This is a genomic window from Streptomyces sp. NPDC057638 (assembly GCF_042800315.1).
GTDB lineage: Bacteria > Actinomycetota > Actinomycetes > Streptomycetales > Streptomycetaceae > Streptomyces.
Genome location: NZ_JBHVHF010000010.1, coordinates 1 through 26174 on the forward strand (window position 1 = coordinate 1; position 26174 = coordinate 26174).

General features: G+C 72.7%; 18 protein-coding genes, 1 tRNA gene and 1 pseudogene. 7 read left to right on the plus strand and 13 right to left on the minus strand.

What is annotated here, in order from left to right; all coding sequences use genetic code 11:
- Positions 1–35: 35 nt before the first annotated feature.
- Positions 36–126 (minus strand) — tRNA-Ser (locus tag ACFVIM_RS02605).
- A gap of 446 nt (positions 127–572) precedes the next feature.
- On the opposite strand from ACFVIM_RS02605, the gene ACFVIM_RS02610 reads away from it, so the two are divergent.
- Both ACFVIM_RS02610 and ACFVIM_RS02615 read left to right on the plus strand, forming a co-directional pair.
- Positions 573–1232: an SSI family serine proteinase inhibitor gene (locus ACFVIM_RS02610; RefSeq protein WP_384297511.1), complete on the plus strand. Its 660-nt coding sequence runs from the start codon at positions 573–575 to the stop codon at positions 1230–1232.
- A 169-nt stretch (positions 1233–1401) separates the two neighbouring features.
- A complete protein-coding gene (locus tag ACFVIM_RS02615; RefSeq protein WP_384297513.1) occupies positions 1402–5364 on the plus strand; it encodes a PAS domain-containing protein in 3963 nt (1320 codons plus the stop codon).
- A gap of 234 nt (positions 5365–5598) precedes the next feature.
- Here the strand turns inward: ACFVIM_RS02615 and ACFVIM_RS02620 are convergent, their stop codons facing one another.
- The 6 genes and pseudogenes from ACFVIM_RS02620 to ACFVIM_RS02645 form a co-directional block, all read right to left on the minus strand.
- Complete coding sequence (locus ACFVIM_RS02620) at positions 5599–7254, minus strand: long-chain fatty acid--CoA ligase (protein WP_384297514.1); 1656 nt, start codon at positions 7252–7254, stop codon at positions 5599–5601.
- Positions 7255–7424: 170 nt separating this feature from the next.
- Entirely contained in the window at positions 7425–7841 is a 417-nt protein-coding gene (locus tag ACFVIM_RS02625) for a hypothetical protein (protein ID WP_384297516.1), read from the minus strand.
- A 125-nt stretch (positions 7842–7966) separates the two neighbouring features.
- Positions 7967–8524 carry a SigE family RNA polymerase sigma factor gene (locus ACFVIM_RS02630; protein WP_384297518.1) on the minus strand — a complete coding sequence of 186 codons (558 nt, stop codon included), beginning with the start codon at positions 8522–8524 and terminating at the stop codon, positions 7967–7969.
- Positions 8525–8724: 200 nt separating this feature from the next.
- The gene (locus tag ACFVIM_RS02635; protein WP_384297519.1) at positions 8725–10002 is read right to left on the minus strand and encodes a DUF1906 domain-containing protein; all 1278 of its coding nucleotides are present in this window, start codon (positions 10000–10002) and stop codon (positions 8725–8727) included.
- A 52-nt stretch (positions 10003–10054) separates the two neighbouring features.
- The gene (locus ACFVIM_RS02640; protein ID WP_384297520.1) at positions 10055–11230 is read right to left on the minus strand and encodes a lipid-transfer protein; all 1176 of its coding nucleotides are present in this window, start codon (positions 11228–11230) and stop codon (positions 10055–10057) included.
- Positions 11231–11904: 674 nt separating this feature from the next.
- Positions 11905–12951 (minus strand): annotated as a pseudogene (locus ACFVIM_RS02645) (bifunctional MaoC family dehydratase N-terminal/OB-fold nucleic acid binding domain-containing protein); the annotation flags it as partial.
- A gap of 999 nt (positions 12952–13950) precedes the next feature.
- Between ACFVIM_RS02645 and ACFVIM_RS02650 the strand changes: the two are divergent.
- Positions 13951–15003: a bifunctional DNA primase/polymerase gene (locus ACFVIM_RS02650; protein WP_384297522.1), complete on the plus strand. Its 1053-nt coding sequence runs from the start codon at positions 13951–13953 to the stop codon at positions 15001–15003.
- Between the two features lie 160 nt (positions 15004–15163).
- Here ACFVIM_RS02650 and ACFVIM_RS02655 read toward each other — a convergent pair whose 3' ends face one another.
- Together ACFVIM_RS02655 and ACFVIM_RS02660 are read right to left on the minus strand one after the other, a co-directional pair.
- Entirely contained in the window at positions 15164–16147 is a 984-nt protein-coding gene (locus ACFVIM_RS02655; protein WP_384297523.1) for an ImpB/MucB/SamB family protein, read from the minus strand.
- Between the two features lie 4 nt (positions 16148–16151).
- The gene (locus tag ACFVIM_RS02660; protein ID WP_384297525.1) at positions 16152–20192 is read right to left on the minus strand and encodes a DNA polymerase III subunit alpha; all 4041 of its coding nucleotides are present in this window, start codon (positions 20190–20192) and stop codon (positions 16152–16154) included.
- Positions 20193–20607: 415 nt separating this feature from the next.
- Here ACFVIM_RS02660 and ACFVIM_RS02665 point away from each other — a divergent pair, with 415 nt between their 5' ends.
- Positions 20608–21207 (plus strand): dihydrofolate reductase family protein, encoded by a 600-nt coding sequence (locus tag ACFVIM_RS02665; RefSeq protein ID WP_384297526.1) that lies wholly within the window; start codon positions 20608–20610, stop codon positions 21205–21207.
- A gap of 99 nt (positions 21208–21306) precedes the next feature.
- Here the strand turns inward: ACFVIM_RS02665 and ACFVIM_RS02670 are convergent, their stop codons facing one another.
- Positions 21307–22056, minus strand: coding sequence for a histone deacetylase (locus tag ACFVIM_RS02670; RefSeq protein ID WP_384297528.1), 750 nt, complete (start codon positions 22054–22056; stop codon positions 21307–21309).
- Between the two features lie 196 nt (positions 22057–22252).
- Between ACFVIM_RS02670 and ACFVIM_RS02675 the strand changes: the two genes are divergently transcribed.
- Positions 22253–23470, plus strand: coding sequence for a hypothetical protein (locus ACFVIM_RS02675; protein WP_384297529.1), 1218 nt, complete (start codon positions 22253–22255; stop codon positions 23468–23470).
- A gap of 32 nt (positions 23471–23502) precedes the next feature.
- Here the strand turns inward: ACFVIM_RS02675 and ACFVIM_RS02680 are convergent, their stop codons facing one another.
- Positions 23503–23886 carry a winged helix-turn-helix transcriptional regulator gene (locus ACFVIM_RS02680; RefSeq protein ID WP_384297530.1) on the minus strand — a complete coding sequence of 128 codons (384 nt, stop codon included), beginning with the start codon at positions 23884–23886 and terminating at the stop codon, positions 23503–23505.
- Between the two features lie 102 nt (positions 23887–23988).
- Between ACFVIM_RS02680 and ACFVIM_RS02685 the strand changes: the two genes are divergently transcribed.
- Both ACFVIM_RS02685 and ACFVIM_RS02690 read left to right on the plus strand, forming a co-directional pair.
- The gene (locus ACFVIM_RS02685) at positions 23989–24216 is read left to right on the plus strand and encodes a hypothetical protein (protein WP_384297532.1); all 228 of its coding nucleotides are present in this window, start codon (positions 23989–23991) and stop codon (positions 24214–24216) included.
- Positions 24217–24307: 91 nt separating this feature from the next.
- Positions 24308–24877 carry an HD domain-containing protein gene (locus tag ACFVIM_RS02690; RefSeq protein WP_384297534.1) on the plus strand — a complete coding sequence of 190 codons (570 nt, stop codon included), beginning with the start codon at positions 24308–24310 and terminating at the stop codon, positions 24875–24877.
- Here the strand turns inward: ACFVIM_RS02690 and ACFVIM_RS02695 are convergent.
- Both ACFVIM_RS02695 and ACFVIM_RS02700 read right to left on the minus strand, forming a co-directional pair.
- The gene (locus ACFVIM_RS02695) at positions 24865–25338 is read right to left on the minus strand and encodes an NUDIX domain-containing protein (RefSeq protein WP_384297536.1); all 474 of its coding nucleotides are present in this window, start codon (positions 25336–25338) and stop codon (positions 24865–24867) included. The genes ACFVIM_RS02690 and ACFVIM_RS02695 overlap by 13 nt on opposite strands.
- Positions 25335–26099 (minus strand): XRE family transcriptional regulator, encoded by a 765-nt coding sequence (locus tag ACFVIM_RS02700; RefSeq protein ID WP_384297538.1) that lies wholly within the window; start codon positions 26097–26099, stop codon positions 25335–25337. Before ACFVIM_RS02700 ends, ACFVIM_RS02695 begins: the two co-directional genes overlap by 4 nt.
- Positions 26100–26174 lie beyond the last annotated feature (75 nt).

Here is a 26174-nt window from a genome sequence, read left to right on the forward strand (position 1 = left end):
CCGGCCGGGTGGCCGGGGCTTCGGTGATCACTGGGCGGAGGCGGAGGGATTTGAACCCTCGATGGGCTTTAAAACCCAAACCGCATTAGCAGTGCGGCGCCATAGACCGGACTAGGCGACGCCTCCAGCACATCCGCGCGAGCGCGGATGGTGCGTGCCGATGATGACACAGTCACGCGGCGTGTCACCAATCGCGGTCCACGGTACTAGGACGAGAGGCCGCGGGGCAAAGCGCTCGGCGGGGTCATCGGCGGGTGATCGGTGGGGTGGAAGGCGTACGGGGAGCGATGGGGCCGGGTGGCGGGGTTCCGGTTGCGCAACGGAGACGGGCACGGAGCGTTAGAAGCGGTGAGGCGGTCGGAAGCCGCCTCACCGCAGGACCGGTCAGGGCCCGGGCACGGGCACCGCCTCGGGCACGAGCGCCGCCTCGGGTTCACGCTCGGGCGCTGACTGGGCATGCTTACCGAAATTTCGTTGGCTTTGTTGGCTTTGTTGGCTTTGTTGGCTTTGTTGGCTTTGTTGGGGATTTTGCTGTTCCTCGTTGTCGCCGGGATCCGTTGCCAGGAGAAGACATGTTGCGTCGTATCGCGCTCACCACGTCCGCCTCGCTCGTCATGATCGCCGCCAGTGCGTCCGCCGCCGGGGCCGTCGCGTCGCCGTTTCCGCTGGTGCCCTTCGTCTCCGGGGTCGCCGGGTCCGGGGCCGCGCCGGAGCCCGGTGCGTCGGCGCCGGAGCCCGCCGAGCGGGCGGAACCGGTGGAGCGGACCGAGCCCACCGAGCCTCAAGAGCCCGCCGAGCCCACCGAGCCCGCCGAGCCCGCCGAACCAGCGGAGTCCGCCGAGCCCGCCGCGCCACGGGGACAGGCGCGGGCCGGGAGCCAGGGCAGGTGGGTCGCCCCCGAGAGTGACCGGCTGACCGTCACCATCTCCGAGACCGGCAACACGCGCACCGACGGCCGGTACGAACTCCAGTGCGGCCCCACCGGCGGGACCCACCCCGCCGCCGAGGCGGCGTGCGGACGGCTGGACGAGCTGGCGGGCGGGGAGGCCGACCCGTTCGCGCCGGTCCCCGAAGGGACGTACTGCACCCAGCAGACCGGCGGTCCGGCGACCGCGCGGGTCACCGGCACCTGGCGGGGGCAGCCCGTCGACGCGACCTTCACCCAGGTGGACGGGTGCGAGATCTCGCGGTGGCAGAACCTGGAGCCGATCCTGCCCAGCACCAGGTCATAGCACCGTACGCACACCAGTTCCGCACAGAAACCCGAGCGGGGCTCCTCCGGATCCGCCGTCCCGGGTCCGGCCGCAGCCCTTAGACTCCCTCAGTGACAGTCCGGAACCCGAGGGGCAAGATGGGCCCGGCCGTCCGGCACAGGCAGTAGGTCAGGGAGGAACCGTCGTCGTGAGCAGCAGGCCATCCCGAGGCGCTGCTCGCCTCGCAGCCATACTCGATGCCCTCCCCGACGGGTTGGTGCTCGTCAATTGCAACGGCACCGTCGTCAACGCCAACACCATCGCGCTCGAACTCTTCGAGACCCCCGGCACCGCCCTCGTCGGGCGCGGGCTGCTCGATCTGCTGCCCGCGTTCGACTCCCGGCTGATCCCGGGCTCCATGCGCCACCCCGAGGCCGCCGACGAGCGCGGGCGCACCAAGCCGGCCCGGATGATCGCGCGCCGCACCGACGGCACCGAGTTCCCCGTCGAGGTGACCAGCGCCAATCTGGAGGACGGGCGCGAGGCCTACGCCTCGCACCACGGATACACCGGTGACGAGCTGCTGATGCTCGTCGTCCGCGACCTCTCCGGGACCGTGGACACCGAGGCCGAGCTGGCGCGCTCCCAGCGGCAGACCGAGATGATCCTGCGGGCCGCCGCCGAGGGTGTCGTCGGTACGGACACCGAGGGCCGGGTCGTCCTGGTGAACCCGGCCGCGGCGCAGATCCTCGGCTACCGCGCCAGCGATCTCGGCGGCCGGGAGCTGCACGCGCTGATGCTGCACTCGCGCGGGGACGGCGAGCCGTTCCCGTACGAGGAGTCCCCGCTCGCGGACACCCTCAAGTCCGGGCGCAAGCACCGGGTCCGGGGGCAGGTGCTGTGGGCCAAGGACGGTTCACGGGTGCCGGTCGATCTGACGACCGCCCCGGTACGGGACGGGGACCAGCTGGTCGGAGCGGTGATGACCTTCACCGACCGGCGCCCCTACGACAACCTCGTGGAGAAGCACGAGGAAGAGCTGGCCGCCACGACCGAGCGGCTGGAGGGGGAGCTGGCCGCGACCACCGAGCGGCTGGAGCGGGAGCTGGCCGAGGCCACCGAGCGCTTCACCGCCGAGCTGGCGGACAAGTGCGAGCGGTACACGGTCGAGATCGAGGAGCGCGACGAGCGCCACCAGGAGCTGTCGGCGCGGCACGGGCAGCTCACCGCCGTCCTCGGCGCCTCGCTGCGCGGGCCGCTGGAGGAGCTCCGCACCGAGCTGGGCACCCTGGCGGCGGACCCGGCCGGGCAGCTGTGGCCCGAGGCCAACCAGATCCTGCACCATCTGGCGGCCGGGTACGCCCGGATGACGACGCTCATCGACAACGTGCTCGGTTTCCAGCGGCTGGACACCGGGGCCGAGCGGCTGCGCAAGGCCGCCGTTCCGCTCGACGGGGTCGTCGGCGCCGGGATCGAGGGCGCGGTCGAGCTGATCGGCCCCGGCCGGGTGCAGTTCGCGGTGCACACCCCGCCGATCGAGGCCGAGGTGGACCCGGGGCGGCTCGCGACCGCGCTCGCCCATCTGGTGGCCGATGTCGCCGGGGTCGACTCCACCGGCAAGGCCCGGCAGAGCGCCGACGGCGGCTATGGCGACTCGACCGTCGTGGTCGCCGCCGTGCGGCGCGGTGAGTCGGTGCGGATCGAGGTGCGCGGCCCGTTCGCCGGGGGCGACCCGGTGCATCTGCCGATCGTGCGCGGGATCGTCCAGGCGCATGGCGGCACCCTCGTACCCCATGAGGTGCCGGGGATGGGCGGGGGCGGTTATGTCCTGGAGGTGCCGGTCGGGGAGGGGAGCGGGGCGCTGACCCCCGCGGCCACCGCGGCCACCGCTCCGGAGTCCCCGGCCCCGGCCCCGGCCGGGGAGGGTGGCGCTGAGGAGACCGTCGACGACTCCGGGGATGTCCAGGCGGCCGGTGACACGGGCGGTACGGCTCCGGGAGGGGCCCTCGCACTGCCCGGTCAGCCGTCCTCGCCCGAGACCCAGGGCGGCGGTCGCCGCCGGGCGCGGCGCGGCGGTACGGACGCCTTCCTGGAGAGCTCCGTCGGCGGCGAGTCCACCGAGGGTTCCGACGCCGCGCAGCCGACCGGTCGGCGCCGCGCGGCGGGCCAGTCGGAGCAGGTGCCCATGCCCACCGCGGAGGCCGGGGGCGGCGCGGGTACCGGGCGCAGGCGCGGGCGGCCCAGCCCCGCGGAGCAGCAGACGGCGACCCCCGGCGCGCCCGGGCGGCCCGCCGAGGGCTCGGTGGTCACGGCGGCGGAGGGTGCCGCGGGACGGCCCGCGCTGGGGCAGGCCGTGCCTCCGCAGGGGGTGCCGCAGGGCACCGCCCCGGGGCACGCCTCGGCACAGCCCGCGTTGCCGAGCGGCCTGCCGGGTGGCCTGCCGGGTGGCCTGCCGGGCGCGGGCCCGGTACCGCCCGCGAACACGCCGCAGCGGGCCGCGCAGATCGCCCTGCCCGCCGCGCCTCGTCCGCAGGAGGCCCCGCCGGTTCCGGGACAGGAACCGCGAGGCCCACAAGACCCGCAGACGCTCGGTCAGCCGCTGCCGCGAGCCACCGAGCTGGCGGCCGCGCACCGGCCCGCCGGGCCTGCCATGGCCATCGCGCCCGCCCCCGGCACCGCCGCGCCCGTCCCCCCGAGCACTCCCGTACCCGCCGAGGCCCGGCGCGCCCGGCGGGCGCTCGCCGAGGGGCCCGCCGAGGCGGCGGGCGTCCCGGGCCAGGAGACCGAGGGCGCGGGCGACGGCACACCGCCGCAGGGCTGGCGGACCCCGTTCGCGCTGCCGCCCGCCGAAGGCGAGCGCGCCCCGGCCACCGCGCCCGTCCCGCCGACGGCGGGAGCGGCCGACGCCTCGCTTCCCGGCCGCCATGACCTCGTACGGACCGAGCCCGGCGGCTCCGATCACACGCCCGCACAGCCGCATCCCCTCCCGACCGGGCGGCGGCGGGCACCCGAGACGGACGGCGCGGGCGTGGGGCCCATGCCGCCCTTCGAGGAGAGCGCGGCGGGCGCGCCGGACCAGGTGCGGCAGCCGCTGCCCGCCGAGACGCCGATGCCGCAGGACGCCTCCCAGGGACGGGCGTTCAGCGTGCGCACACTCGGCCAGGACAAGCCGTTCTCCCAGCAGATCACCGAGAAGCAGAACCAGCCGCTCGGCTCCGGCCGCCGCCGCAAGCTGGCGACCCCGCCCGAGGGCGAGCGGCCCGAGCCCGCCGCGCGGCCGCAGCAGCAGGCCCAGCCGCAGCAGGCGCCCGCGCGTCGGCCCGAGGGCCGCGCGTACGCGATCGGCGCTCCCGACGAGGGTGCCGAGGGCCCCGAGCCGCTGGACGGTCCCGGGGGCGCGGTCGAGGTCGCCATGCGGCCCGCGCCGCAGCCCGTCGACGACGAACTGCCGCCCGAGCCGCTGGACAACCCCCGGCGGCTGCTGGTGTGGCCCGCGCCGGATGTCTCCACCCAGCAGGCGCTCAGCGACCGCGGCTACCGGCCCGTCGTCGTGCACTCGCGTGAGGAGGTCGACGCGCAGATAGCGGCCTTCCCGGCGGCGCTCTTCGTCGACCCGCTGACCGGTCCGATCACCCGCACGGCCCTCCAGTCGCTGCGCCAGGCCGCCGTGGCGGCCGAGGTCCCGGTGCTGGTGACGGCGGGGCTCGGGCAGGCGACCCGGGAGGCGGCGTACGGGGCCGACCCGGCCGTCCTGCTCAAGGCGCTCGCCCCGCGCGACAGCGAACAGCACCCCTCCCGGGTGCTGCTGATCGAGGAGCACGAGGAGATCGCCCGCGCGCTCACCGCCACCCTGGAGCGGCGCGGTATGCAGGTCGCCCGCGCCGGGACCGACGCGGACGCCGTCACGCTCGCCGCCCAGACCCGTCCCAACCTCGTCGTCATGGATCTGACCCAGGTCCGCCGTCGCCGGGCCGGGATCATCGACTGGCTGCGCGCCAACGGCCAGCTCAACCGCACCCCGCTGGTCGTCTACACCTCGGCGGGACTCAACCGCGCCGAACTCCCCCGGCTCTCCTCCGGGGAGACGGTCCTCTTCCTCGCCGAGCGCTCCACCAGCCAGGAGGTCCAGTCCCGGATCGTGGATCTGCTGGCGAAGATCGGGACGAACTAGACGAACCAGGAGCGCGGTGCCGGGAGCGGTGTCCCGTGGACCCTCCGGTCACCGCACCAGCGGGCGCGGGCGAGCGGTACGGACGTACGGGGTGCCGTCGGGCCGGGTCCTCCCGGCGTACGGCCCCCGGGCATGGGGTTCCCGGCGTACGGGTTCGGGGCCGTCGCCCGGTGAGCCCCGGGCGCGCCCTCCGGCGGCGGCCCGGGCCCGTACGGGTGGACGGTGTCAGAGCCGTCAGAGCCGCGTCACGTCCAGTTCGCCGTCCGCGTGCTGGCGGCGCAGGGCCTTCTTGTCGAACTTGCCCACGCTCGTCTTCGGGACGGCCGGGATCAGGGCCCAGCGCTCGGGCAGCTGCCACTTGGCGACGCGTTCGGCGAGGAAGTCGCGCAGGGCGGTGTACTCGGTGGCCGCGCCCTCGGCCAGGACGACGGTGGCCAGTGGGCGTTCGCCCCACTTCTCGTCGGGGACGGCGATCACGGCGGCCTCGGCGACGTCCGGGTGGGCCATGAGGGCGTTCTCCAGCTCGATGGAGGAGATCCACTCGCCGCCCGACTTGATCACGTCCTTGGTGCGGTCGGTCAGGGTGAGATAGCCGTCCGGGCTGATCACTCCGACATCGCCGGTCCTGAGCCAGCCGTCGGGGCTGTACTTGTCCTCGGGGCGCAGTTCCCCGCCGTCGGAGCCGTCCGCGCCGCCGTAGTAGGCGCCCGCGATCCAGGGCCCGCGGACCTCCAGTTCACCGGTGGCGGTGCCGTCCCAGGGCAGGATCTCGCCGCCGGGGCCGACCAGCCGGGGCTCGACGCCGGCCGGGAAGCGGCCCTGGCTGACCCGGTAGGGCCACTCCGTGTCACCGGTCGCCGACCCCGGCGGCTGGGCGACCGTGCCCAGCGGGGAGGTCTCCGTCATCCCCCAGGCGTGGCAGAGCCGTACGCCGAGCCGGTCGTACGCCTCCATCAGCGCGGGCGGGCAGGCCGCCCCGCCGATGACGACCTGGCGCAGGGAGGTGAGGTCACGGGGCCGGGCGGTGACCTCGGCCAGCAGTCCCTGCCAGATGGTGGGGACGGCGGCGGCGTGGGTGGGGCGTTCGCGCTCGATCATCTCGGCGAGTGGCGCGGGCTGGAGGAAACGATCCGGCATCAGCAGGCCCACCCCGGTCATGAAAGCGGCGTGCGGCAGCCCCCAGGCGCTGGCGTGGAACTGCGGCACCACGACCAGGGTGGTGTCCCGGTCGGTGAGCGCCATCGACTCCGCCATGTTCACCTGCATCGAGTGCAGATAGATCGAACGGTGGGAGTAGACCACGCCCTTGGGGTCCCCGGTGGTGCCGGAGGTGTAGCACATGGCGGCGGCGGACCGCTCGTCCAGCTCAGGCCAGTCGTAGGCGGACGGACGGCCCGCGATCAGCTCCTCGTACTCATGCACCCGGGCGGAGGCGCCCGCCAGCGGGGCCCGGTCGCCGGGACCCGCGACCACGATGTGCTCGACCGTCGGCAGCCCCGGCAGCAGCGGCGCAAGCAGCGGGATCAGGGAGCCGTTGACGAGGATGACCCGGTCAGCGGCGTGGTTGATCACCCAGGCCAACTGGTGCGGCGGCAGCCGGAGGTTGAGCGTGTGCAGCACCGCGCCCATGGAGGGGACGGCGAAGTACGCCTCGACATGCTCGGCGTTGTTCCACATCAGGGTGCCCACCACACCGCCGTCGTCGATCCCGAGCTCATCGCGGAGCGCGTGGGCGAGCTGTGCGGCGCGGTCGCCGATCCCGGCGAAGGTACGGCGCTGGGGTTCGCCCTCGCCGGTCCATGTGGTCACGGTCGACCGGCCGTGGATCGTCCGTCCGTGGTCGAGGATCCTGCTGACCAGAAGGGGTACATCCTGCATGGTGCCGTACACAGCATTCCTCCCGAGGGCGCCGTCGCCAGGGTCGCGCGAGGGGACGATTCTGCGCAGGTATCAGGAGGTGTGTCACTACCTCTCGGTAGCATTTCTCCGGTCAACGGTCATCCTCCGCGGACCCGCCCGCGCCCGCACGGACCCGTCCGCACCGGCTCGCATCGGTCCGCTCAGCCGCCGAGGACGCTCCCCAGCAGGGCGAGCAGGGCGAAGATCCCGACAGCGACGCCCGCGACCTTGATGAAGCCCCAGCCGTCCACCTGCAACAGGCCGTAGGCGATCAGCGCCGCCACCAGTGAGCCGAGGAAGCCCTGGGCCCGCTCTTTGCGCTGCTCGCGGCGCCGGGCTTGTTCCTCGGCGTTCCGCTCCAGGCGCCGCCGCTCCTCCTCGGCGTCCCACTCCGCCTGCTTCCGCGCTATGTACCGCTGGCGGAACGCCTCTTCCTGCGGGCTACGGGCCGGCCCGGACCAGTTCAGATGGACATCGCCGTGGACGGACCCGAACTGTCCGACCGGGCCGTGGACCTCCCCGGAGAGATCGTTCCGTACGTTTAAGTGGTCGTCGTCGGACCGGCGTTTCTCCCCCATAGCGGAAACGGTACGACAGGCGACGGCGTGTGTCAGTGGCGATGACGGCCCTGCGGTTGGATCCCGAACTCCCCTTACCCGAGCGCGCGTTGATCCCCTTCGATGGAACGTTTCAACAGGCCGTCTCAGCGGACCGGACCCAGCTCCGGGTCCTCGCGGAGCTTGCCCAGCGCCCGTGACACCGCGCTCTTGACCGTACCGACCGACACCCCGAGGATCTCGGCGGTCTGCGCCTCGCTGAGATCCTCGTAGTACCGCAGCACCACCATCGCCCGCTGGCGGTCCGGCAGCTTCATCACGGCCCGCCACATCGCGTCGTGGAGCACCTGCTGGTCGGCCGGGTCGGGGGTGGGAACCGTCTCCGGCTCGGGCAGTTCCTCGCAGGCGAACTCGTCGACCTTGCGCTTGCGCCACTGGGAGGTGCGGGTGTTCAGCAGCGCCCGGCGGACATAGCCGTCGAGCGCCCGGTGGTCCTCGATCCGGTCCCACGCGACGTACGTCTTGGTCAGCGCGGTCTGCAGCAGATCCTCGGCGTCGCTCGGGTTGGCGGTGAGCGAACGCGCGGTACGCAGCAGCACGGGCCCCCGCGCCCGTACATACGACGAGAAAGACGAGTACAGGGCACCAGTTCCGTACGGCGGTACGGCGGCCTTCGAAGCACGTGTGCAGACTGGCGTGGTCATGCCCTTAACGCTAGGAGCGGGGCCGTACGAGCGGATCGGCCAGAGGTCCTGAAGGCATGTCCCCCTCAGGTTGTAGGGATGGGCACGGCCCGACCTCCTCTAGGTGGAGGGGACCCCCGAGGACGATGAGGCCGCTCTCAGGGCCGCGCCACCCGCCGCGACCGTCCACGACCGCCGTCGGGACCGCTCATCTGGTCCGCTCATCTGGTCCGCTCGATCCGTGCCACCGGGGCGTCGGCCAGGCTCCGGCCGACGGTCAGCGCATGACCGCCGTACTGCTCGGCGGCGGGGGCGGCGTACTGGTGGATACGGCGCTTCACCCGCCAGGCGTACGGATGCAGGGTCCGCTCCTCGTACAGCGACGGCCTGCTGGCGGAGCGGGTGAACCACAGCGCGGAGGGCAGGTCGCCCGTGCCCGCGCGGCGGGCGCGCTCCATATGGAGGACGCCCGCGTCGGCGTGGCTGCGCAGGCCCGGGACATAGCCCCGGCGGCGCACCTCACGGTCCCAGGCGCGGACGAAGTCGAGCGTGGCGCGGACACAGGCGGCCACCCGCAGGTCGTACGACTTCAGGCTGAGATAGAGCGCGCTGCCGGGGCCCATGCCGAGGGCCCGGCCACGGGTGACGGCCTCGGCGCCCTCGCGCTCGCCCTGGGCCGCGGGGGTGGCTCCGATGACGGCGTGGCGCTGGTGGGGGGCGAGGGGGTCGCGGCCGGAGGTGTCGTCGTTACGGGGGTTGGTGTGGTCGAGACGGGTGGTGCCACGGGGGTGCGGAGTCGCCTCCCGGCGGGCGGGGTGCGGCGGACCGGCGGGCTCCGCCCGCAGACACGGGGGCTGGGAACCGGCGTAGACGGGGAGCACCCGCCAGCCCATGCGGTGGACCTCGCTCACCCAGCGGCGGGTGAGATGGGGCTGGCCGGGACAGTCACGGCCCCGGCCCGCGTACGTCACACCCACCGCGCCATACGGGGAGGCCCCGCGCCAGGCGGTCATGGCGGCGAGCGGCGGCGCCTGGCAGGCGTCGAAGACCAGGCCCCGGAAGGTGACCGCGGTGTCGGCGGTGGTGTCGGGCACCACCGGGAGCAGGGAACGGTCCACCGCGGTGGGGGCGGGCCCGGTGGGAGGGCCGGTGAGCAGCAGATCGGGCAGGGCGATCAGCGCGGTGACGGCGAGGGCGGCGGCGACGGGGAGGCGGTGGTGACGGGCTCTCCCACCGGAGTGGTGGGGGGTGAGGGTGTCGGGGGTGGAGGGGGAGGTGGAAGGGGTGGAGGGGGTGTGGCCGGGGTCGGTGGAGCCGTGGCCGGGGGAGGTGGAAGGGGTGGAGGGGGTGCGGCCGGGGTCGGTGGGACCGGCGCTGGGGTCGGCAGCTCTGGTGGGGCCAAGGGGGCTGGGGCCGGTGGAGTCGGGGCCGGGGCCGGTGGGCCGGGGTCCGTGGTCGTCCCGGCCGCCACCGCGGCGGCCCCGTCTCCGAAAGCGCATGGCCCGAGTCAACGGCCCCCGCCACCCCCGGGCCAGCGCACGGGCCGCCCACTCAGCCGTCCGAGCCCAGGATCAACCCGGATGTGGGAACGCCCGCCCCCGCCGTCACCAGGACCCGCGCCGCGCCCGGTGTCTGGTTGACCGACGTGCCACGGATCTGGCGCACCGCCTCCGCGATGCCGTTCATCCCGTGCAGATACGCCTCACCGAGCTGCCCCCCATGGGTGTTCAGCGGCAGCGTTCCCGCCGCCATGAAGTCGGCCGCCTCCCCCCGGCCGCAGAAACCGAACTCCTCCAGCTGGGTGAGGACGAAGGGCGTGAAGTGGTCGTAGAGGATCCCGGTGTCGATATCGCCGGGGCCGAGGCCCGTGTTCCGCCAGAGCTGGCGCGCCACCACGCCCATCTCGGGCAGCCCGGTGAGATCGTCCCGGTAGTAGCTGGTCATCTGCTCCTGGGCCCGGCCGGCCCCCTGCGCGGCGGCGAGGACGACGGCGGGCGGGCGGGGCAGATCACGGGCCCGCTCCACGCTGGTGACCACGAGCGCCTGTCCGCCGTCGGTCTCCTGGCAGCAGTCGAGCAGCCGCAGCGGTTCGACGATCCACCGGGACGCGGCGTGGTCGGCGAGCGTGATCGGCCGTCCGTGGAAGTACGCGGCGGGGTTGCGGGCCGCGTGGTGCCGCGCGACCACCGCGACCCGGCCGAACGCCTCCGTGGTCACTCCGTACGTATGGAGATAGCGCCGGGCCGCCATCGCCACCCAGGAGGCGGGGGTGAGCAGTCCGGACGGCAGGTTCCAGCCGAGCGCCACGCCCTCCGCCGACGGTTCCCGGTGCCGTACGCCCGTGCCGAAGCGGCGGCCCGAGCGCTCGTTGAAGGCCCGGTAGCAGACCACCACCTCGGCGGCGCCCCCGGCGATGGCGAGCGCCGCCTGCTGCACGGTCGCGCAGGCCGCGCCCCCGCCGTAGTGGACCCGGGAGAAGAACGTCAGCTCACCGACACCGACCGCCTGGGCGAGGGTGATCTCGGGGCTGGTGTCCATGGTGAAGGTGACGAGCCCGTCGACATCGGCCGGGGTGAGCCCGGCGTCGGCGAGCGCTGCGCGCACGGCCTCCGCCGCGAGCCGCAGCTCACTGCGGCCGGACTCCTTGGAGAACTCGGTCGCCCCGATCCCGACGATGGCCGCCCGGCCACCGAGCCGGAGGCGGTGCGCAGGGCGGCGAACGCTCATCGGGGGCCCTCCGGAGGGGTGGGGTCCAGCGGATCCGTGGCAGCGAGACCGAGCACCGCCGTTCCGCTGACGTGGGTGCCGAGGCGGTTGGTGCCGGTGATCCGTACCGTCACGGCGTCGCCGTCCCGCGCGGTGACCGTCCCGGTCAGGACCAGGGTGTCGCCCGGGTAGGCGGGCACCCCCAGCCGTATCGCGAGCGAGCGGAGGGTGGCGCCCGCGCCGAAGCGGTCGGTGAGATACCTGCCGACCAGGCCGTTGGTGGTCAGGATGTTCATGAAGATGTCGGGAGAGCCCTTGGCCCGTGCCCGTACGGGGTCGTGGTGGACGTCCTGGTAGTCCCGGGAGGCGATGGCCCCGGCGATCACCAGGGTGCGGGTGACGGGGATCTCCAGCGGGGGCAGCGGGGCGGCGGGGTGGCGGGGCGGGGGTGGTGACGGGGGGATGGCGGCCAGGTTCGTGGGAGCGGGAGGTGGGGTGGAAGGGACGAGATCCGGCGGGGCGGGGTCCGGAACAACAGGGTCCGGCGCGGCGGAGGACGGGGCGCGGTCCGGAACGACGAGGTCCGGAACGACGAGGTCCGGAACGACGAGGTCCGGAACGACGAGGTCCGGCGCGGCGGAGGGGAGGACAGGGGCCGGACGGACAGAGTCCGGAACGGCCGAGGGCGGTGAGAGCCGGAAGGCCGGCACGAGCTGGTCCCGGTCGGCCCGGACGAACTCCAGCTCGGCGCCCATGCCGATCCGTACCTCCGCGGGGGCGACCCCGGTCAGCCCGGCCACGATCCGTACCCCCTCGGCCAGTTCGACCAGTCCGACGGCGTACGGAGGGCCGAAGGCCGGGACGGGTGGATGGTGCACGACCACATAGGAGTAGACCCGGCCCGCGCCACCGGCCTCGACCGTGTCCCACTCCGGGCAGCCGCACCCGGAGCAGCCGGGGAGCCAGGGGAAGCGGAGCGTGGCGCAGTCGGCGCAGCGCTGGATCAGCAGCCGCCGCTCGGCGACGCCTGCCCAGAACCCGGCGTTGTCGGCGTTGATGACGGGCCGGGGGCGCGGGGGCTCGGCCTCGCTCGCGGGGCGGGGGCGCGGCGGGGTGGCGGGGCCGGACCGGGCCGGGGCGGGCGAGGCCGCCGGGGCGGGCGGGACGCTCCCGGCCGCGGGCGCCGGTGGTGCGGGAGGCGCCGGTGGTGCGGCCGGTCGGGTGGGTGGCTGTGCGCCGTCCCGTACGGGTGCGTACCGCAGAACGCGGAAGCGATGGGTTCCGGCCAGCTCGCCATCGGCCCGTATCTCGGTCCTCGTGGTCACGAAATGGCCCGTCCCCAGCGCCGTCCGCTTGCGCTCCGAGACCGACTCGACCACGGCGTCGAAGGTGATCCGGTCGCCGGGGCGCAGCGGGCGCCGGTACTCCTGTTCGCAGTCGGTCGCGATCACCGAGGTGTACCCGGCGCGTTCGAGCAGTCCGGACAGTTCGGTCTGCGCCCCGGGGAGATCCCCGTGCCCGGAGAGCCCGCCCAGCGTCCACGCCTGGAGCATCGCCGGCGGAGCGATGGCGTCCGGGCCCTGGTAGGCGGGGTGGGTGTCGCCCATGGCCTCACACCAGTGCCTGATCATCGCCGTGTTGACGAGGTCCTTGCCGGTCCCTCCGAGGGAGGCCGGGCTCCCCTCGTACGCCTTGAGCCGACGGGTGAACTCCACGGCGGGATCGGACCCGGTGGCCGTCATCGGTTCCGCCCGCCGTGCGGCGCCCGGAGCTCAGGGGCGTACGGGGGCGGCTGGGCGCGCGACGGGCGGCGGCCGGGCGGTGGGGTGGGGCGCACAGGGACCTCCCGGGCGTTCGGGGGTAGTTTCTGACTGTCCGTCAGTTCGCGCCCGGCTGTCAAGGTCACCGGCCGCGGGCCCGCGAACGGCCGCTCCCGGACCCCGGCTTCGAACCGTCCGCTCCCGGACCCCGCCCGCGAACCCCGGCTTCCCACCCCACCCGCGAACGGCCCGTTCCGCACAACGGGAACCGCCCGTGCCACGGCGCCGAAGCGCCGCCGCACGGGCGGTTCACCCCCCTGTTCACACCCCCATCGGGCCGGTCGTCACCACATACTCATGCGCCCCACCACCACGCACGACCGGCGAACACCACGGACATACCCCCCTCTCCCCTTCTCCCTTCCCGCGCTCCAGGCCCCCTCCGGACACCCCTCCCCCCTCCGGACGTCCGCTCTCCACTCCCCCGCTCCCCACTCTCAGGACACCTGCTCCACGGGCGTCCGTTCTCCGGGCATCTGATCCCCGCACGTCCACCCCCGCCACCACGGCCCCGCCGACACGGGCCACGGACCTCGGGGACCAGCCCCCTCCGCCCCACCACACACCACGGACCGGAGAAGACGGCCCCGGGAACCCGGGCCATCACCACCACGGCTGACCCCGGCGCGACCGGACGATGGGCCGCGCCGGGCGGTGGCCGCCCCGTCGCGACCTCAGAGTTGCCCAGCGGATCCGGGGCGAACCACTCGGCCGGGAGCGTTTCCCTCCCGGGGGTGAGGGCGGAGGGGCAAACCCCCTCGCTCCGGAGCGCCCCCGGCGCACACCGCCCTCCCCTGGCAGCAGGGACGGCAGGGAGTCGGCTCCGACCAGGACGGAAACGTTACGTCCGCCTTTCATCCAGACCACACCCCTTCCTCCCCCCCTCTTTCCTTCTTCGAACGCATGTACGAAAATAAAGCCATGGCCCGCACCGAGCACCGGCAGCAGCACGCCTCCCCGGCACTCGCCCACGCCCTGGCCGCCGCCGCACGGGGGCTCGCCGTCTTCCCGCTCTCCCCGAACAAGCTCCCGGCCCTGCGCTCCCCGCACCACGGCGACCCGGGACGGGTGCTCTGCCGGGGTGAGTGCGGACGGATGGGGCACGGGGTCCACGACGCCACCACCGAGCCGGAACGGGTACGCGCGCTCTTCGACGCGGCACCCTGGGCGACGGGTTACGGCATCGCGTGCGGCAAGGAGCCGCGCCATCTGATCGGGATCGACCTCGACACACCGTCGGCGGACCACACGGGACGGGCGGGGCACGCGGGGTACGGGGGGCAGGCGGACCACGTGGGATACAGGGGGCGGGCAGGGCACAGGGGGTACCCGGGGCCGGTGTCCGATACCCCCGCCGCCCCCGCCTCCGGCTCCTCCTCTGCCTCCTCCCCCGACTCCTGCGCCTCTCTCGACTCCCTCGCCTCGCTCCATCTGCTGGCGCTGAGGCATCTGTTCACCCTGCCCGAGACCGTGGTGGTGCTCACCCCGAGCGGTGGCCGCCACCTCTGGCTCACCGGGCCGCCGGGCGTGGTGGTGCCGAACTCGGCGGGGCGGCTCGCGCCCGGGATCGATGTCCGGGGAGCGGGCGGCTATCTGGTCGGGCCGGGGTCGGTCACCGCGCGGGGCGCCTACCGGCTGGCTCCCGGTTCGGCGGGACGGGCACCCGCGCCCTGCCCTCGCGCCCTGATCCGACTGCTCACGCCCCCCGCGCGCCCGCACCACCCCTCCTCCGGTCCCGGCGGAGTAACGGGCCATCGGTACGGACACGGCCAGGGACTGATCCACTTCGTCCTCACCGCGCACACGGGCCAGCGCAACACCCGTCTCTTCTGGGCCGCCTGCCGGGCGTACGAGAACGGGATCGGCGACGACCTGGCCGACGCGCTGACGGACGCGGCGCTCCACGCGGGCCTGACGGAACACGAGGCGCGCGCCACGATCGCCTCGGCGGCCCGTCTGACCTCCGGCTCCTGAAGGGCGCGGGCCGCCGGTGGGTCGGCGCCGTACCTCGGCCGTTCGCCAAGCTCACACGATCCACCGCCACCGAGCCTCAGCCGTTCGCCAAGCTCACGCGATCCACCGCCACCGAGCCTCGGCCGTTCGCCAAGCTCACGCGACGCACCGCCACCGAGCCTCAGCCACCCGCCAGGCTCGCGCGGTGGACCGCCGCCGGGCCGAACCGCTCGCGGGCCCGGTCGGCGGAGGACTCGACCCGCCGCGCCCTCTCGTCCGCCGGGTCGAAGGTGAGCTGGGTCGTGGCCTCCGCCGCCGGCCGGAGCTCATCGGCGCGCAGCGAGAACCCGCGCACCCGGGCGCGTTGCAGCCCCAGTCCCTCATGGAGTTCGCGTGCGGCACGGATCAGGACCGGGCCATGGTCGGTGGCCTCGGGCAGGGTCCGGGCGCGGGTCGTCGTGGAGCGGTCGGCGTAGCGGACCGTCAGGGTCAGCCGACGGGTGACGCGCTCCTCGGCCCGCAGCGCCATGCCCACCCGTTCGGCGAGGCCGAGGACGGCGCGGCGCTGCTGGAAGGGGTCGAGTTCGTCGTACGGGAACGCGTGATCGGCGCCCAGGGAGCGCGCGGGCTCCCGCGCGGTCACCGGACGGTGGTCGAGACCGTGGGCACGCTCGGACAACTGGCGTCCCTGGGCGCGGCCGAGGAGGCGTTGCAAGGTGGCGGGCGGGGTGTCGGCGACGGCTCCGACGGTGTGCAGCCCGTGCCGGGTCAGGACGGCGGCGAGGGCGGGCCCGACCCCGTACAGCGCCGCGACCGGCCGGGGTCGCAGAAAGGAACGGACCGCCTCCGGGGGCAGATGGGTGACCCCTCCGGGCTCGGTGGCGTCCATCGCCATGGCGGCGAGCATGCGGTTGCCCGCGGACCCGATGGTGGTCCGCACCCCGTACAGCGCGAACGTACGCATCCGCACCACCTGGGCCAGCCCGTGGGGGTCCTGGCCCCAGTAGCGCAGCGCGCCCGTGATGTCGCAGTCGACGTCGGCGGGCGGGAGCGCCTGGGCGCGCGGACAGATCCCGTGGAGCTGCTGGATCAGACGCTCGTACAGCTCCGGGTCGTATCGGTCGCCCAGGTGGTAGTGGACGCGGAGGATGTGCCGCTCTCTCATGGGATCACCCCGCGCTTCCGGGGCTCGTGTAGCCGAAGGACTTCAGGTCGACGCCGAGGGGGTGGGGATCGTCCTGAACGGTGTCCTGGTGGTCGTCTCGCGCGTGGCCGTGTGCACCGTCTCGCGCGTGGCCGTGGGTACCGTCTCGCGCGTCGCCCTGGGTGCCGTTCCGCGCGTGGCCGTGTGCACCGTCTCGCGCGTCGCCCTGGGTGCCTCGCCCATGGTCCCTTCGCGCGCCCCCTGGACCCTGATACGCGCCCCCCAGCTCCCGCGCATCCGCCGTGCGCTGTCCCGCGGGCTGGAGGTCGGCCCAGGGATGCAGCCGCGCGCCCGTCTCCTGCTCGATCACCCGATGGGGCTGACGACGCCCTGGCGCGCCCTTCGCCCACGGGCCGGACGCCTCGATGCCCTGCCGCTCCTCCCGTACCTCTCGTATCTCCCGCGTCCCCCCGCGCCGCGCCCCACCCGCCGGTACGAGCATGCCCGCGGGCCCCAGCAGGCGGTGGACCGCCTCGGGGCCGCCGTCGCGCCGGGCCACGGCGAGGGCCTCCAGGTCCCAGGCCATCGCGCCGACGACGGTGGAGCGCTCCCCCCGGCGCTGCACGGTTCCGCGCACCAGCAGCAGCCCGGAGTGGAAGACGGTGTGGGCGCAGGCGTCATGGCTGTCCTCGAAGAAGGCGAGGTCGACCAGGCCGGACCCGTCGTCCAGGGTGACGAAGATGATCCGGCGCCCGGAGGCGATCGGCGGGGTCTGGGTGGCGGCGCGCACCCCCGCGACCAGGACGGTCTCACCGGGCCTCACCCCGTCCAGCCGTCGGGCGCTGGTGGCGCCCAGCTCCCGCAGGAGCCGGTGGTGGTGGTCCATCAGATGCTGGGTCACATCGATCCCGAGGACGCGCAGTTCGGCGCCAGTGGCCTCGCGCCCGGTCATCTCCGGCAGCCCGGCGCTCTGGCCCGTGCTCGGGTCGACGCTCTGGCTGGCACTCTGGCTGGCACTCTGACGGAGAGCCCCGGTGCCGGATTCGGTACGCAGCACGAGCTGGCCGTCGCCGAGCGGGCGGCCCCGGTACTGGCGGTGCAGCTCCCCGATCTGGAGCAGCAGATCGCGCCGGGTCAGCCCTCCCCGTACCGCGTCCAGGGCGCCGATCTCCGCCAGGTACTCGGCGGTCGGACGGTGGGGGCGGGCGCGCTGCCAGAGATCGGAGAGCGAACCGTAGGGCTGTCCCGCGACGATACGGGTGACCTCGTCCTCGCTGATGCCGCGCACCCCGCGGAGCGCCAGCCGCACCCCCCAGGTGCCGTCCGGCGCCCGTTCGACGGTGTGGGTGGCCAGGGACCGGTTGATGTCGACAGGGAGGACGGCGATGCCGTGGCGGCGGGCGTCGGCGACGATGACGCGCTTGGGCCACATCCCGGGGTCGTGTTCCAGCAGCCCGGCGTAGAGGGCGGCGGGGTGGTGGGCCTTCAGCCAGGCGGACTGGAGCGCGGGAACGGCGAAGGCGACGGCGTGGGCGCGGCAGAATCCGTACGACCCGAACGCCTCGACCGTCCGCCAGACCTCGTCACGGACGGCGGGCGGGTAGCCGCGCGCGGCGGCGGCCCGGTGGAACCAGTCTCGGACGCGCGGCAGCCGTTCCCGGTCGCCGAGGGCGCGCCGGGTGTAGTCGCCGAAGGCCCGGTCGCAGCCGGTGAGCGTGGCGAGGATCTCGATGATCTGCTCGTGCCAGATGACCACGCCGTAGGTGTCGTCGAGGACGGGCGCGAGGTCGGGGTGGGGATAGGCGGGGGCGGCGCCGTGACGGGCGGCGACGTAACGTTCCGGCATGCCTCCGGCCACCGGGCCCGGCCGGAAGAGGCTGATGTCGGCGATGACGTCCTGGGGATCGCGCGGCTGGAGCCTGCTGAGCAGGTCCATCTGGCCGGGCGACTCCAGCTGGAACATCCCGAGGGTGTCGGAGGACTGGATGAGCTTGAAGGCGAACGGGTCGTCGAGCGGCACCTGGCGCGGGTCGTCGAGGTCGATCCGACGCCCGGTGACACGTGCGATCTCGGCGGTGGCGTGCGCCATCGCGGACTGCATCCGCACCCCGAGGATGTCCAGCTTGATCATTCCCAGGTCCTCGACGTCCTCCTTGTCCGCCTGGACCATCGGATAGTTCCCGGTCGGCGTGGGCTGCACGGGGACCCGGCCGCCCAGGGTGGCGTCCGTCAGGATCACCCCGCACGGGTGCATGGCGATCCCGCGCGGCAGCGCGTCCAGCCCCTCGGCGAGCTCGAAGAGCAGCCGGTAGCGGTCGCCCTCGGCGGCCAGCCGCCGCAGTTCCGGCAGCTCGGCCAGGGCGGCGGTGATGTCCGACGCCCTGATGTGCGGGAACGAGGTGGCGATCCGGTCCATCTCGGCCGGGGCGATGCCCAGGGCCAGTCCGGTGTCGCGCAGCGCGTGGCGCGCCCGGTAGGTCTCGGGCATCGCGGTGATCGCGACGCGTTCCCGGCCGAAGCGCCGGATGATCCGGTCGTAGACGTCGAGTCGGCGGGCGGACTCGACATCGAGGTCGATATCGGGCAGGTCCTTGCGCCGCCGGGAGACAAACCGTTCGAACAGCAGCCGGTGGTCCAGCGGATTGGCGGTGGCGATCCGGAGGACATGGTTGACCATGGACCCGGCGCCGGAGCCGCGTGCGGCGACCCGTACGCCCATCTCCCGGATGTCGGCGACCACCTGAGCGACGGTCAGGAAGTAAGTATCGAACTCCAGTTCGGTAATAAGATCGAGTTCCTCGTCCAGACGGGCGCGGGCGGCGGGGTCGCGGTCCAGTCCCCGGCGGATCAGCCCCGCCTCACACCGCTCCCGCAGCACCCGGGCGGCGTCGGCCGCGTCCGTGGCTCCGACGGTCCACGGCTCGGGGAAGTGCCGCCGCCCCAGACCCAGATCCCGTACGGGGTCGACCCGGCACGACTCGGCGGCCTCGGCGGTCGCCGCCAGCAGCCGCGCGGCGCCCCGAGGACCCAGCCCCGCCGCCTCGGCGACCAGCCCGGCGACCCCACCCATCTCCTCGGACCCCTTCAGCCAGCGCTCCCCGGAATCCAGCGACCACCCCTGACCAGCCGATCGCCGGCCGGCCGGCACCCGCCCGATCGGGCGCAGCAGCCGCGCGGCGTCCAGGACATCGGCGAGCCGGTGCTGCCGTGGGTCGGCATAGCGGACCGCGTTACCGAGTACGGTCGTGACCCCGGCGCGCTCACCCAGCCCCAGCGTCCTGGCGGCGAGCCGCAGGGAACCGGGCCCGGTGCCGGCCCGCCCGTGCCAGACCGCCTCAAGACGCAGCCCGTCGCCGAAGAGCTCACGCCAGGGCCCGAGCAGCCGTTCGGCGAGATCGGGCCGCCCGGCCGCGAGGGCGCGCACGGGCTCGGAGACCGGTCCGAGCAGCGCGAGAAGCCCCTGACCAGGCCCGGCGAACTCCCGCAGGTCGGCCCAGCCGAGCACGGGGGCGGGCCGGTGATGGGCCAGATGCGGCCGCCCGGGACGGTCGTCCCCGGGGCGACCGTCATGGGCGGCCGTGACCAGTCGGCAGAGCGCCGCCCACCCGGCCGCGTCACGGGCGAGCAGGGTGAAGCGCAGGGGCGGCTCGATCACATGGGCCCCGCCGCGTACGGGGGAGCGGGTGCCGTCCGTACGGGCCGCGCGCCCGGAACCACCCGTACGCCCGGTACGCGGCGGATCACCGGCACCGGCACGACGGGGATCACCGTCCCACGGCGCGGCGGCGGCCGGGGAGACCGGGCGCACGGACATCACCGGGGACGGGGAGACCAGAGGGGACAACGGGAAAGGCTCGATCGCCAGATCGACCCCGAAGACCGGCCGCACCCCCTGCTCCAGGGCGGCCTTGGCGAACCGCACCACCCCGGTGACCGTGTCCCGGTCGGTCACCGCGAGCGCGGTCATGCCACGCTCGGCCGCCCGGCGCACCAGATCACGCGGGTGGGAGGCGCCGTAGCGGGCCGAGTAGCCGGACGCGACATGCAGATGCGTAAAGCCCTCCATGCCCTACCTCCAGCCATGACCCCCTCTATCCCCTTCGTCCGCATCACCCGAAAAGTGTCATCGAACCTCTGTTCGATCAGAGTAGCGCGCGGGAACGCCGGAGGCGAACGGATCACCGGCCACCCACCCCGGTCACCCCACCGACCTGCGCTTTCATCTCCCCCACCACCACCCCTTCACCATTCGGGTGATCATTCGAAAAAATGTGCGCGACAGAGCGATGAGTCAGAGGCCCACCACCGGTCTCCCTTGCCATACGGAGCAACCCGAAGAGCACACACCACACGAAAGACATGTGTCCCCCGTAGCGGCATGTGTCCCTCGTAGAAGACGTGTCACTCGAAGAACACAGCAGTCACTCCCACCACACAGCAGTCACCTGAACAACACGGCCACAGAAGAGGACAGCACCACCATGCGCATCGTGATCAGTGAGTTCATCAGCCTGGACGGCGTCGTACAGGGTCCCGGCGGCGCGGAGGAGGACCGCGACGGCGGATTCGCCCACGGCGGCTGGTCACACCCGTTCTTCGACCCGGAGGTGATCGGCCCGTTCTTCGACGAGTCGATGCGGGAGGCCCAGGCCCTGCTGCTCGGCCGCCGCACCTGGCGGACGATGGCGGGGGCCTGGCCCGAGCGGGCGGGCGACCCCTTCGCGGACCGGATGAACTCGCTCCAGAAGTACGTGGTGTCCAGCACCCTCAGCGAATCCGACCTGACCTGGAACAACACCACCCTCATCCCCGGCGACCAGACCGTGTCCCGCCTCAGCGAACTGCGCCGGAGTGGTGCGGGCTCCCTTCTGGTGATGGGCAGCCCCACCCTGGTCCGCTCCCTGTTGAGCGAGGGCCTGGTCGACGAGCTCCGCCTGGTCACCATGCCGGTGCTGCTGGGCGGCGGTAAGACGATCTTCCCCACCGACGGCAACCAGCGCCCGATGGAGCTGGTCTCCTCCCGCACCAGCGAGGCGACGGGCACCCAGGTGCGCGTCTACCGTCCGAAGACGCGGGATTAGCCGGACCGGCGCTGGTGAGTGACGGTCGGCGACAGCCGACCGAGAGGTCGGGGACCCTCAACCGAGGGTCGGGGGCCGTCAACCGACGGTCGGGGACCGTCAACCGAGGGTCGCCACCAGCGCCTCGATCTCGCCGGGGGTCCAGGCTCCGCCCACCCCCGGCGCCCGGGAGAGATACGCGGCGACGGACCGCACTCCCCAGTCCCGCCCGGCGAGCAGCCCGGCGGCGAGATGCTCCAGATACGCCGCCGAGGGCGCGTTCCAGGCCACCTCCGTATGCCGCCAGGGCGCGGTGAACGTCACCACCGGGATCCCTTCCAGCACCCCGGGGCACACCAGGGTCTCGTACCGCCCTGGTCCCCGTTCGTCCCTGCCGTCCCGGAGCACCGGCCGCAGATCGAGATCGCGGCCCGGGCTCTCGTACATCTCCTGGGCCGCGATGTCCGAGAACTGCCCTCCGGTCAGCAGATGCGCGCGCGCCAGGACGACGCCGGTGGGCCCCCGGAGACCAGCGCGATCACCGAAGGGATCACCGGCGGAACCACCGCCAGGGGCCCCGGCCGGGTCGTAGAACGCCCGCCCACCGGTCCAGACCCGCGACTCGGTCGCGAAGTACAGCACCCCGGGCAACTCCAGGGAGACGGTCCGCGCGGGCGGGCGGCGATCCCGGCACCCGGGATACGTCCGCGCCGCCCCGGGCGGCCGCCCGCCCTCGATATAGCAACGGAGCCGCGCGGTATGCATGTTGGAGCCGTACGCCGCGTACCAGATCCGCTCGGGCACCCCGGGTGAGGCTCCTGGCGACGGTACCGAAGCGGTATCCCGGTCGAGGCGCCGGACTCCTCGCATGACGACTCCCCACACGTTCGCTTCCCCGAGCACCGGGAAAGGGATCCGACCCCCTCGGGGAAGGGATACCCACGTCACCCCAGAAAGATCATCCCCACCGGAATCCACAACACCAAATGCACCACGGTGATCCGCTACCCCGCGGCGAGCCGAATCGGTGGCGCCGCGGCGGCACGAGTCACTAGCCTGATGTCCCATGGTTGGCCTGGGGGAAGCAGGACGCTCCGGTAGCAATACGTACCGGGGGATCCGAGCCCTGACACGCATCGTCCATCAGCGAGCCCTTCTCGACTCCATTCGGTACGCGGCCGTACTCGAAGCCCTCTATCCGGATCACCAGCGCAATGACCCGATACCCCCGCACATCGACCAAGCGGTCAAGCTCTTATGCGATGAACTGGACCACACACCGATCCCTTATGAAAGCTCCCGCGGATTCGTCAAGGGAGCGATCCGTATCACCCGCGAGCACATCACTCACGGAATCCGCTTCCCCAAGTGGCGCAAGGGCGACGGAACCACCTTCTTCCAGCGAGCGGCCGCCTGGGGCAGCAAGGCGGCCGCGTCCGAGAAAGGGCTCGAAGCCCTCGACATGGCCGGGGCCGAGCCGGGTCCGGAGGCGGCGGCCCTCTTCGGCAAGAGCTTCTCGGTGGCCCTCTACGGGATCCTGATCAGCTCGGGAGTCCCGTCGGACGGACAGAACAGCCTCCGCCTGGAAATGGCCAACGAGATCATGCACGGAGTCGCCGACGACGTCCGTATCGCGCGCTATCGACTGCTCCAGGACGGTGTCACCTCACTGGCGGCCGGAACAGGCGCCTGGATCACCAGCTATCTGGGATTCAACCAGACCATGGAAGACGCGCTGGAATTCGGTGGCGCCAGTCTCTTCGTGGCCGCGAGTGTCACAACGGCACGGCATCTCAGCGGACAGTTCCTCAGCGAGAAACAGCAGGAGGCCCGTCGGCAGACACGGAACTGGATGCTCTCACTGCACACCTGGATGGTCGCCTATGTGGTCTGGGGGCGTGCGGCCTTTCGCGGTGGTGAGTATCACGGCATCGATCAGCTGACGTATATGGCGAGAGCCCTGGCCGCCCAAGAGGCCCATATCCCGGAGCTGCCGAGAGACGAGACGATCCAAGAGGACCTGGTCCTGCTGATCGAGAACTCGGAGAGAGCCGCCGACAGCGAACTGACCACGGCACTCATGAGACTCCAGGGAGTACTGCGCTGGAGAAGCGAGCATCTGGGCACCGCGCTGGGCAATCTGATCTCCGTCGTACAGAACGTCCCGGAGATCACCGAGGAGATCGGCCGTCCGCTCCCCCCCGTGCGGGGCGGCACGGACCCACCCCCGCTCCCGCCGGGCGGCCCCGGTGACGACCCGCCGCTGGCACCTCAGGTCCCGTAACCACGACCGGGGAAGCACACCGCCCCTCCCTCTCAGCCGTCGAAGCGGCGGCGCGCCTCCTCGATCCGCCCGAGGTGCTGATGGGTCCAGCCACAGATGGCGTCGACCGTGGCACGCAGGGCCCGGCCCGGTTCGGTGAGGGTGTACTCGACCCGTGGCGGCACGGTCGGGTACACCCTCCGGTCGACCAGGCCGTTGCGCTCCAGCATGCGCAGGTTCTGGGTGAGCATCTTGTGGCTGATCCCGTCGACCTCGTTCCTCAGCTCGCTGAAGCGCAGGGTCCGTTCGCCGAGTGCCTCGATGATCAGGAACACCCACTTGTTGGCGATATCGGAGAAGATCTCCCGCGCCAGGGAATCCGCGCGCCGCAGGTCAGCGTCCTCGGGCAGATCTGTCAGCTGCTGTCGGGTCACCATGAGGTTCCTCAGTCACCGAAAAGTGCGTTCTTCCAGGTCAGCCCTGACTCTCCTACGGTTTCCGAGTAACCACAAGAGAGCACGGCGGAGAGGCGAGAACCGTTGACCACCATCGACGACTTCCACCACGACATCCCGGCCGAGAGCGACTTCGGCTACTCCCAGGCGACCAGGTCCGGCACGCTGACCCATATCTCCGGACAACTCGCGCTCGACGCGACCGGCACCTTCCTCCACCCCGTCAGCGCGGTCCTCGGCGTCACCGAACTGACCTTCCCCGACCAGCTCATCGAGATCAGCCTCATCGCCGACACCGCACTGCCCGCCTGACCAGCGGACACCCTCGGCAGGAGCGCGCTCCGCATCCCGGGTTGCGGAGGAAGTGCCCCGGGTATCTCTCCGCGCCCTAGCCTTGGCCGCCATGGAGCTGACCCCATGGGCCTACGCGCTCTCCGAATCCCTCCTCTCCGAACCATTGCCACGCCGCTGGGCCCACTCCCTCGGGGTGGCCCAGCGGGCCCGCTTACTCCGCCCGATCCTCGGCGACGACGCCGGACTCCTCGAAGCCGCCGCCGTACTCCATGACATCGGCTACGCCCCGTCGATCGCCACCACCGGCTTCCACCCCCTCGACGGCGCCCGCTTCCTCCGCCACCGGCAGAACGCCGACGAACGCCTCACCAGCCTCGTGGCGCACCACTCCTGCGCACTCCTGGAAGCCGAGGAGCACGGGCTCCGGCACGACCTGGAGACGGAGTTCCCTCTGGAACACCCCGGCCTGCGGGACGCGCTGATCTTCTGCGACATGACGACCACACCGGACGGGAAGCGGACAGCCCCGGCCGCCCGGCTGGAGGAGATCGTCCAGCGCTACGGCCCGGACACCATCGTCGGCCGCTTCATCCAGCGCGCCACCCCGGAGTTACGCGCCGCCGTCACACGGATCGAGCGCCGCACAGCCGAGACCGCCTCCAGCGGTCAGCCGATGTAGGGCCCCTGACAAGACTCGTCCAAACCGTGCTGGATGCGCAGCCGCATGGAGGCGTGGATGTCGAGACCGTCCAAGTCCGCCGGATCGATCCAGCGGACCTCCTTCGACTCACTGCTGGTCCGCAGTGCGCCTCCTACAGGGCGCGCCCGGAAGCAGATCGAGAACTGTTGCCGGACCTCTCCGTCGTCGTACGCGATGACATGTTCCGGGTCGGTGTAGAGGCCCACGATGCCATCGACCTCCACCAGGATGCCGGTCTCCTCCTCCACCTCACGGACGACCGCCTCCCCGATGCGTTCGCCGATGTCATGACCCCCGCCGGGAAGCGCCCAGAGATCGTTGTCGGTCCTGTGGATGATCAGAAGCCGCCCGCCCTCGTCGCGTACGACGGCCGTGACCGAAGGGACCACGGAGTTCGCCTCCGGAGCGTGCGGGTCGCGGAAGTAGTCGATCCGGCTCATATGTGAAGACCTCCCAGCTCAGCAGGGGACCGAAGGGGCCGCGCCGTCTCCCAGACCCGCTCGACACTCTCGGCGTACGCCTCGAACAATCCACCTTCGGGCACCCGCTGGAGATGCAGTACGGGCGCCCTGTAGGCACCCACGCCATACATATGCCCGTTGGCGAACATCTCGTCATCCGCCCGGTAGACCGAGTTGTAGAGCGTCGTACCGTGCATCCGGAACTCCACTCCGGAAAGCCCGAAGAGCGGCGCGTAATTGACCAGAGCGTTCTGGATCTTGCCCGCCAGCGCAGAGCCGATTCCCTCATCCGCGCCACGAACCGCGACAGCTTCGCTGGCCGGGTCACCCAGCAGGAAGCGGATCGGCACTCCGGCCGCCGCCTTCTCCCTGACCACCTGGTGGAAAGCCGGGGCCTCCGTCAACCAGAATCCGGAGTACGCCAGGACATCTATCCGATGCCTCGCCTGCCGCATCAGATCCACGAGCGCCGATACGGGAAGATCAGACCGCCGGTCGTAGAACGCCAGAAGTTCCGGGCTGAGGGTGCGGGCGGGGCTCGGCTGCCGAAGGGCGGGCCAGAGTGTGTACACATCCTCCCCCAGGGCATTTGCTGCCGTCAGGGCGGCAGTGCGGCGGGGTGTCCGCCCGAGATTGACCCAGCGCTCCACCGACTTGGGGTCGACACCGACCACGTCCGCGAGGGTGGCGTATGTCCAGCCGCTGCTCATCAGCGCGGCTCGTAGTCGCTCGTTCGGCATGTGTCCCCCTCTAAGGCTTGGGACGGCACTAGGGACGTTCTATCGGAATCGAAGCGTCTAGAAGTGGGGTTCACC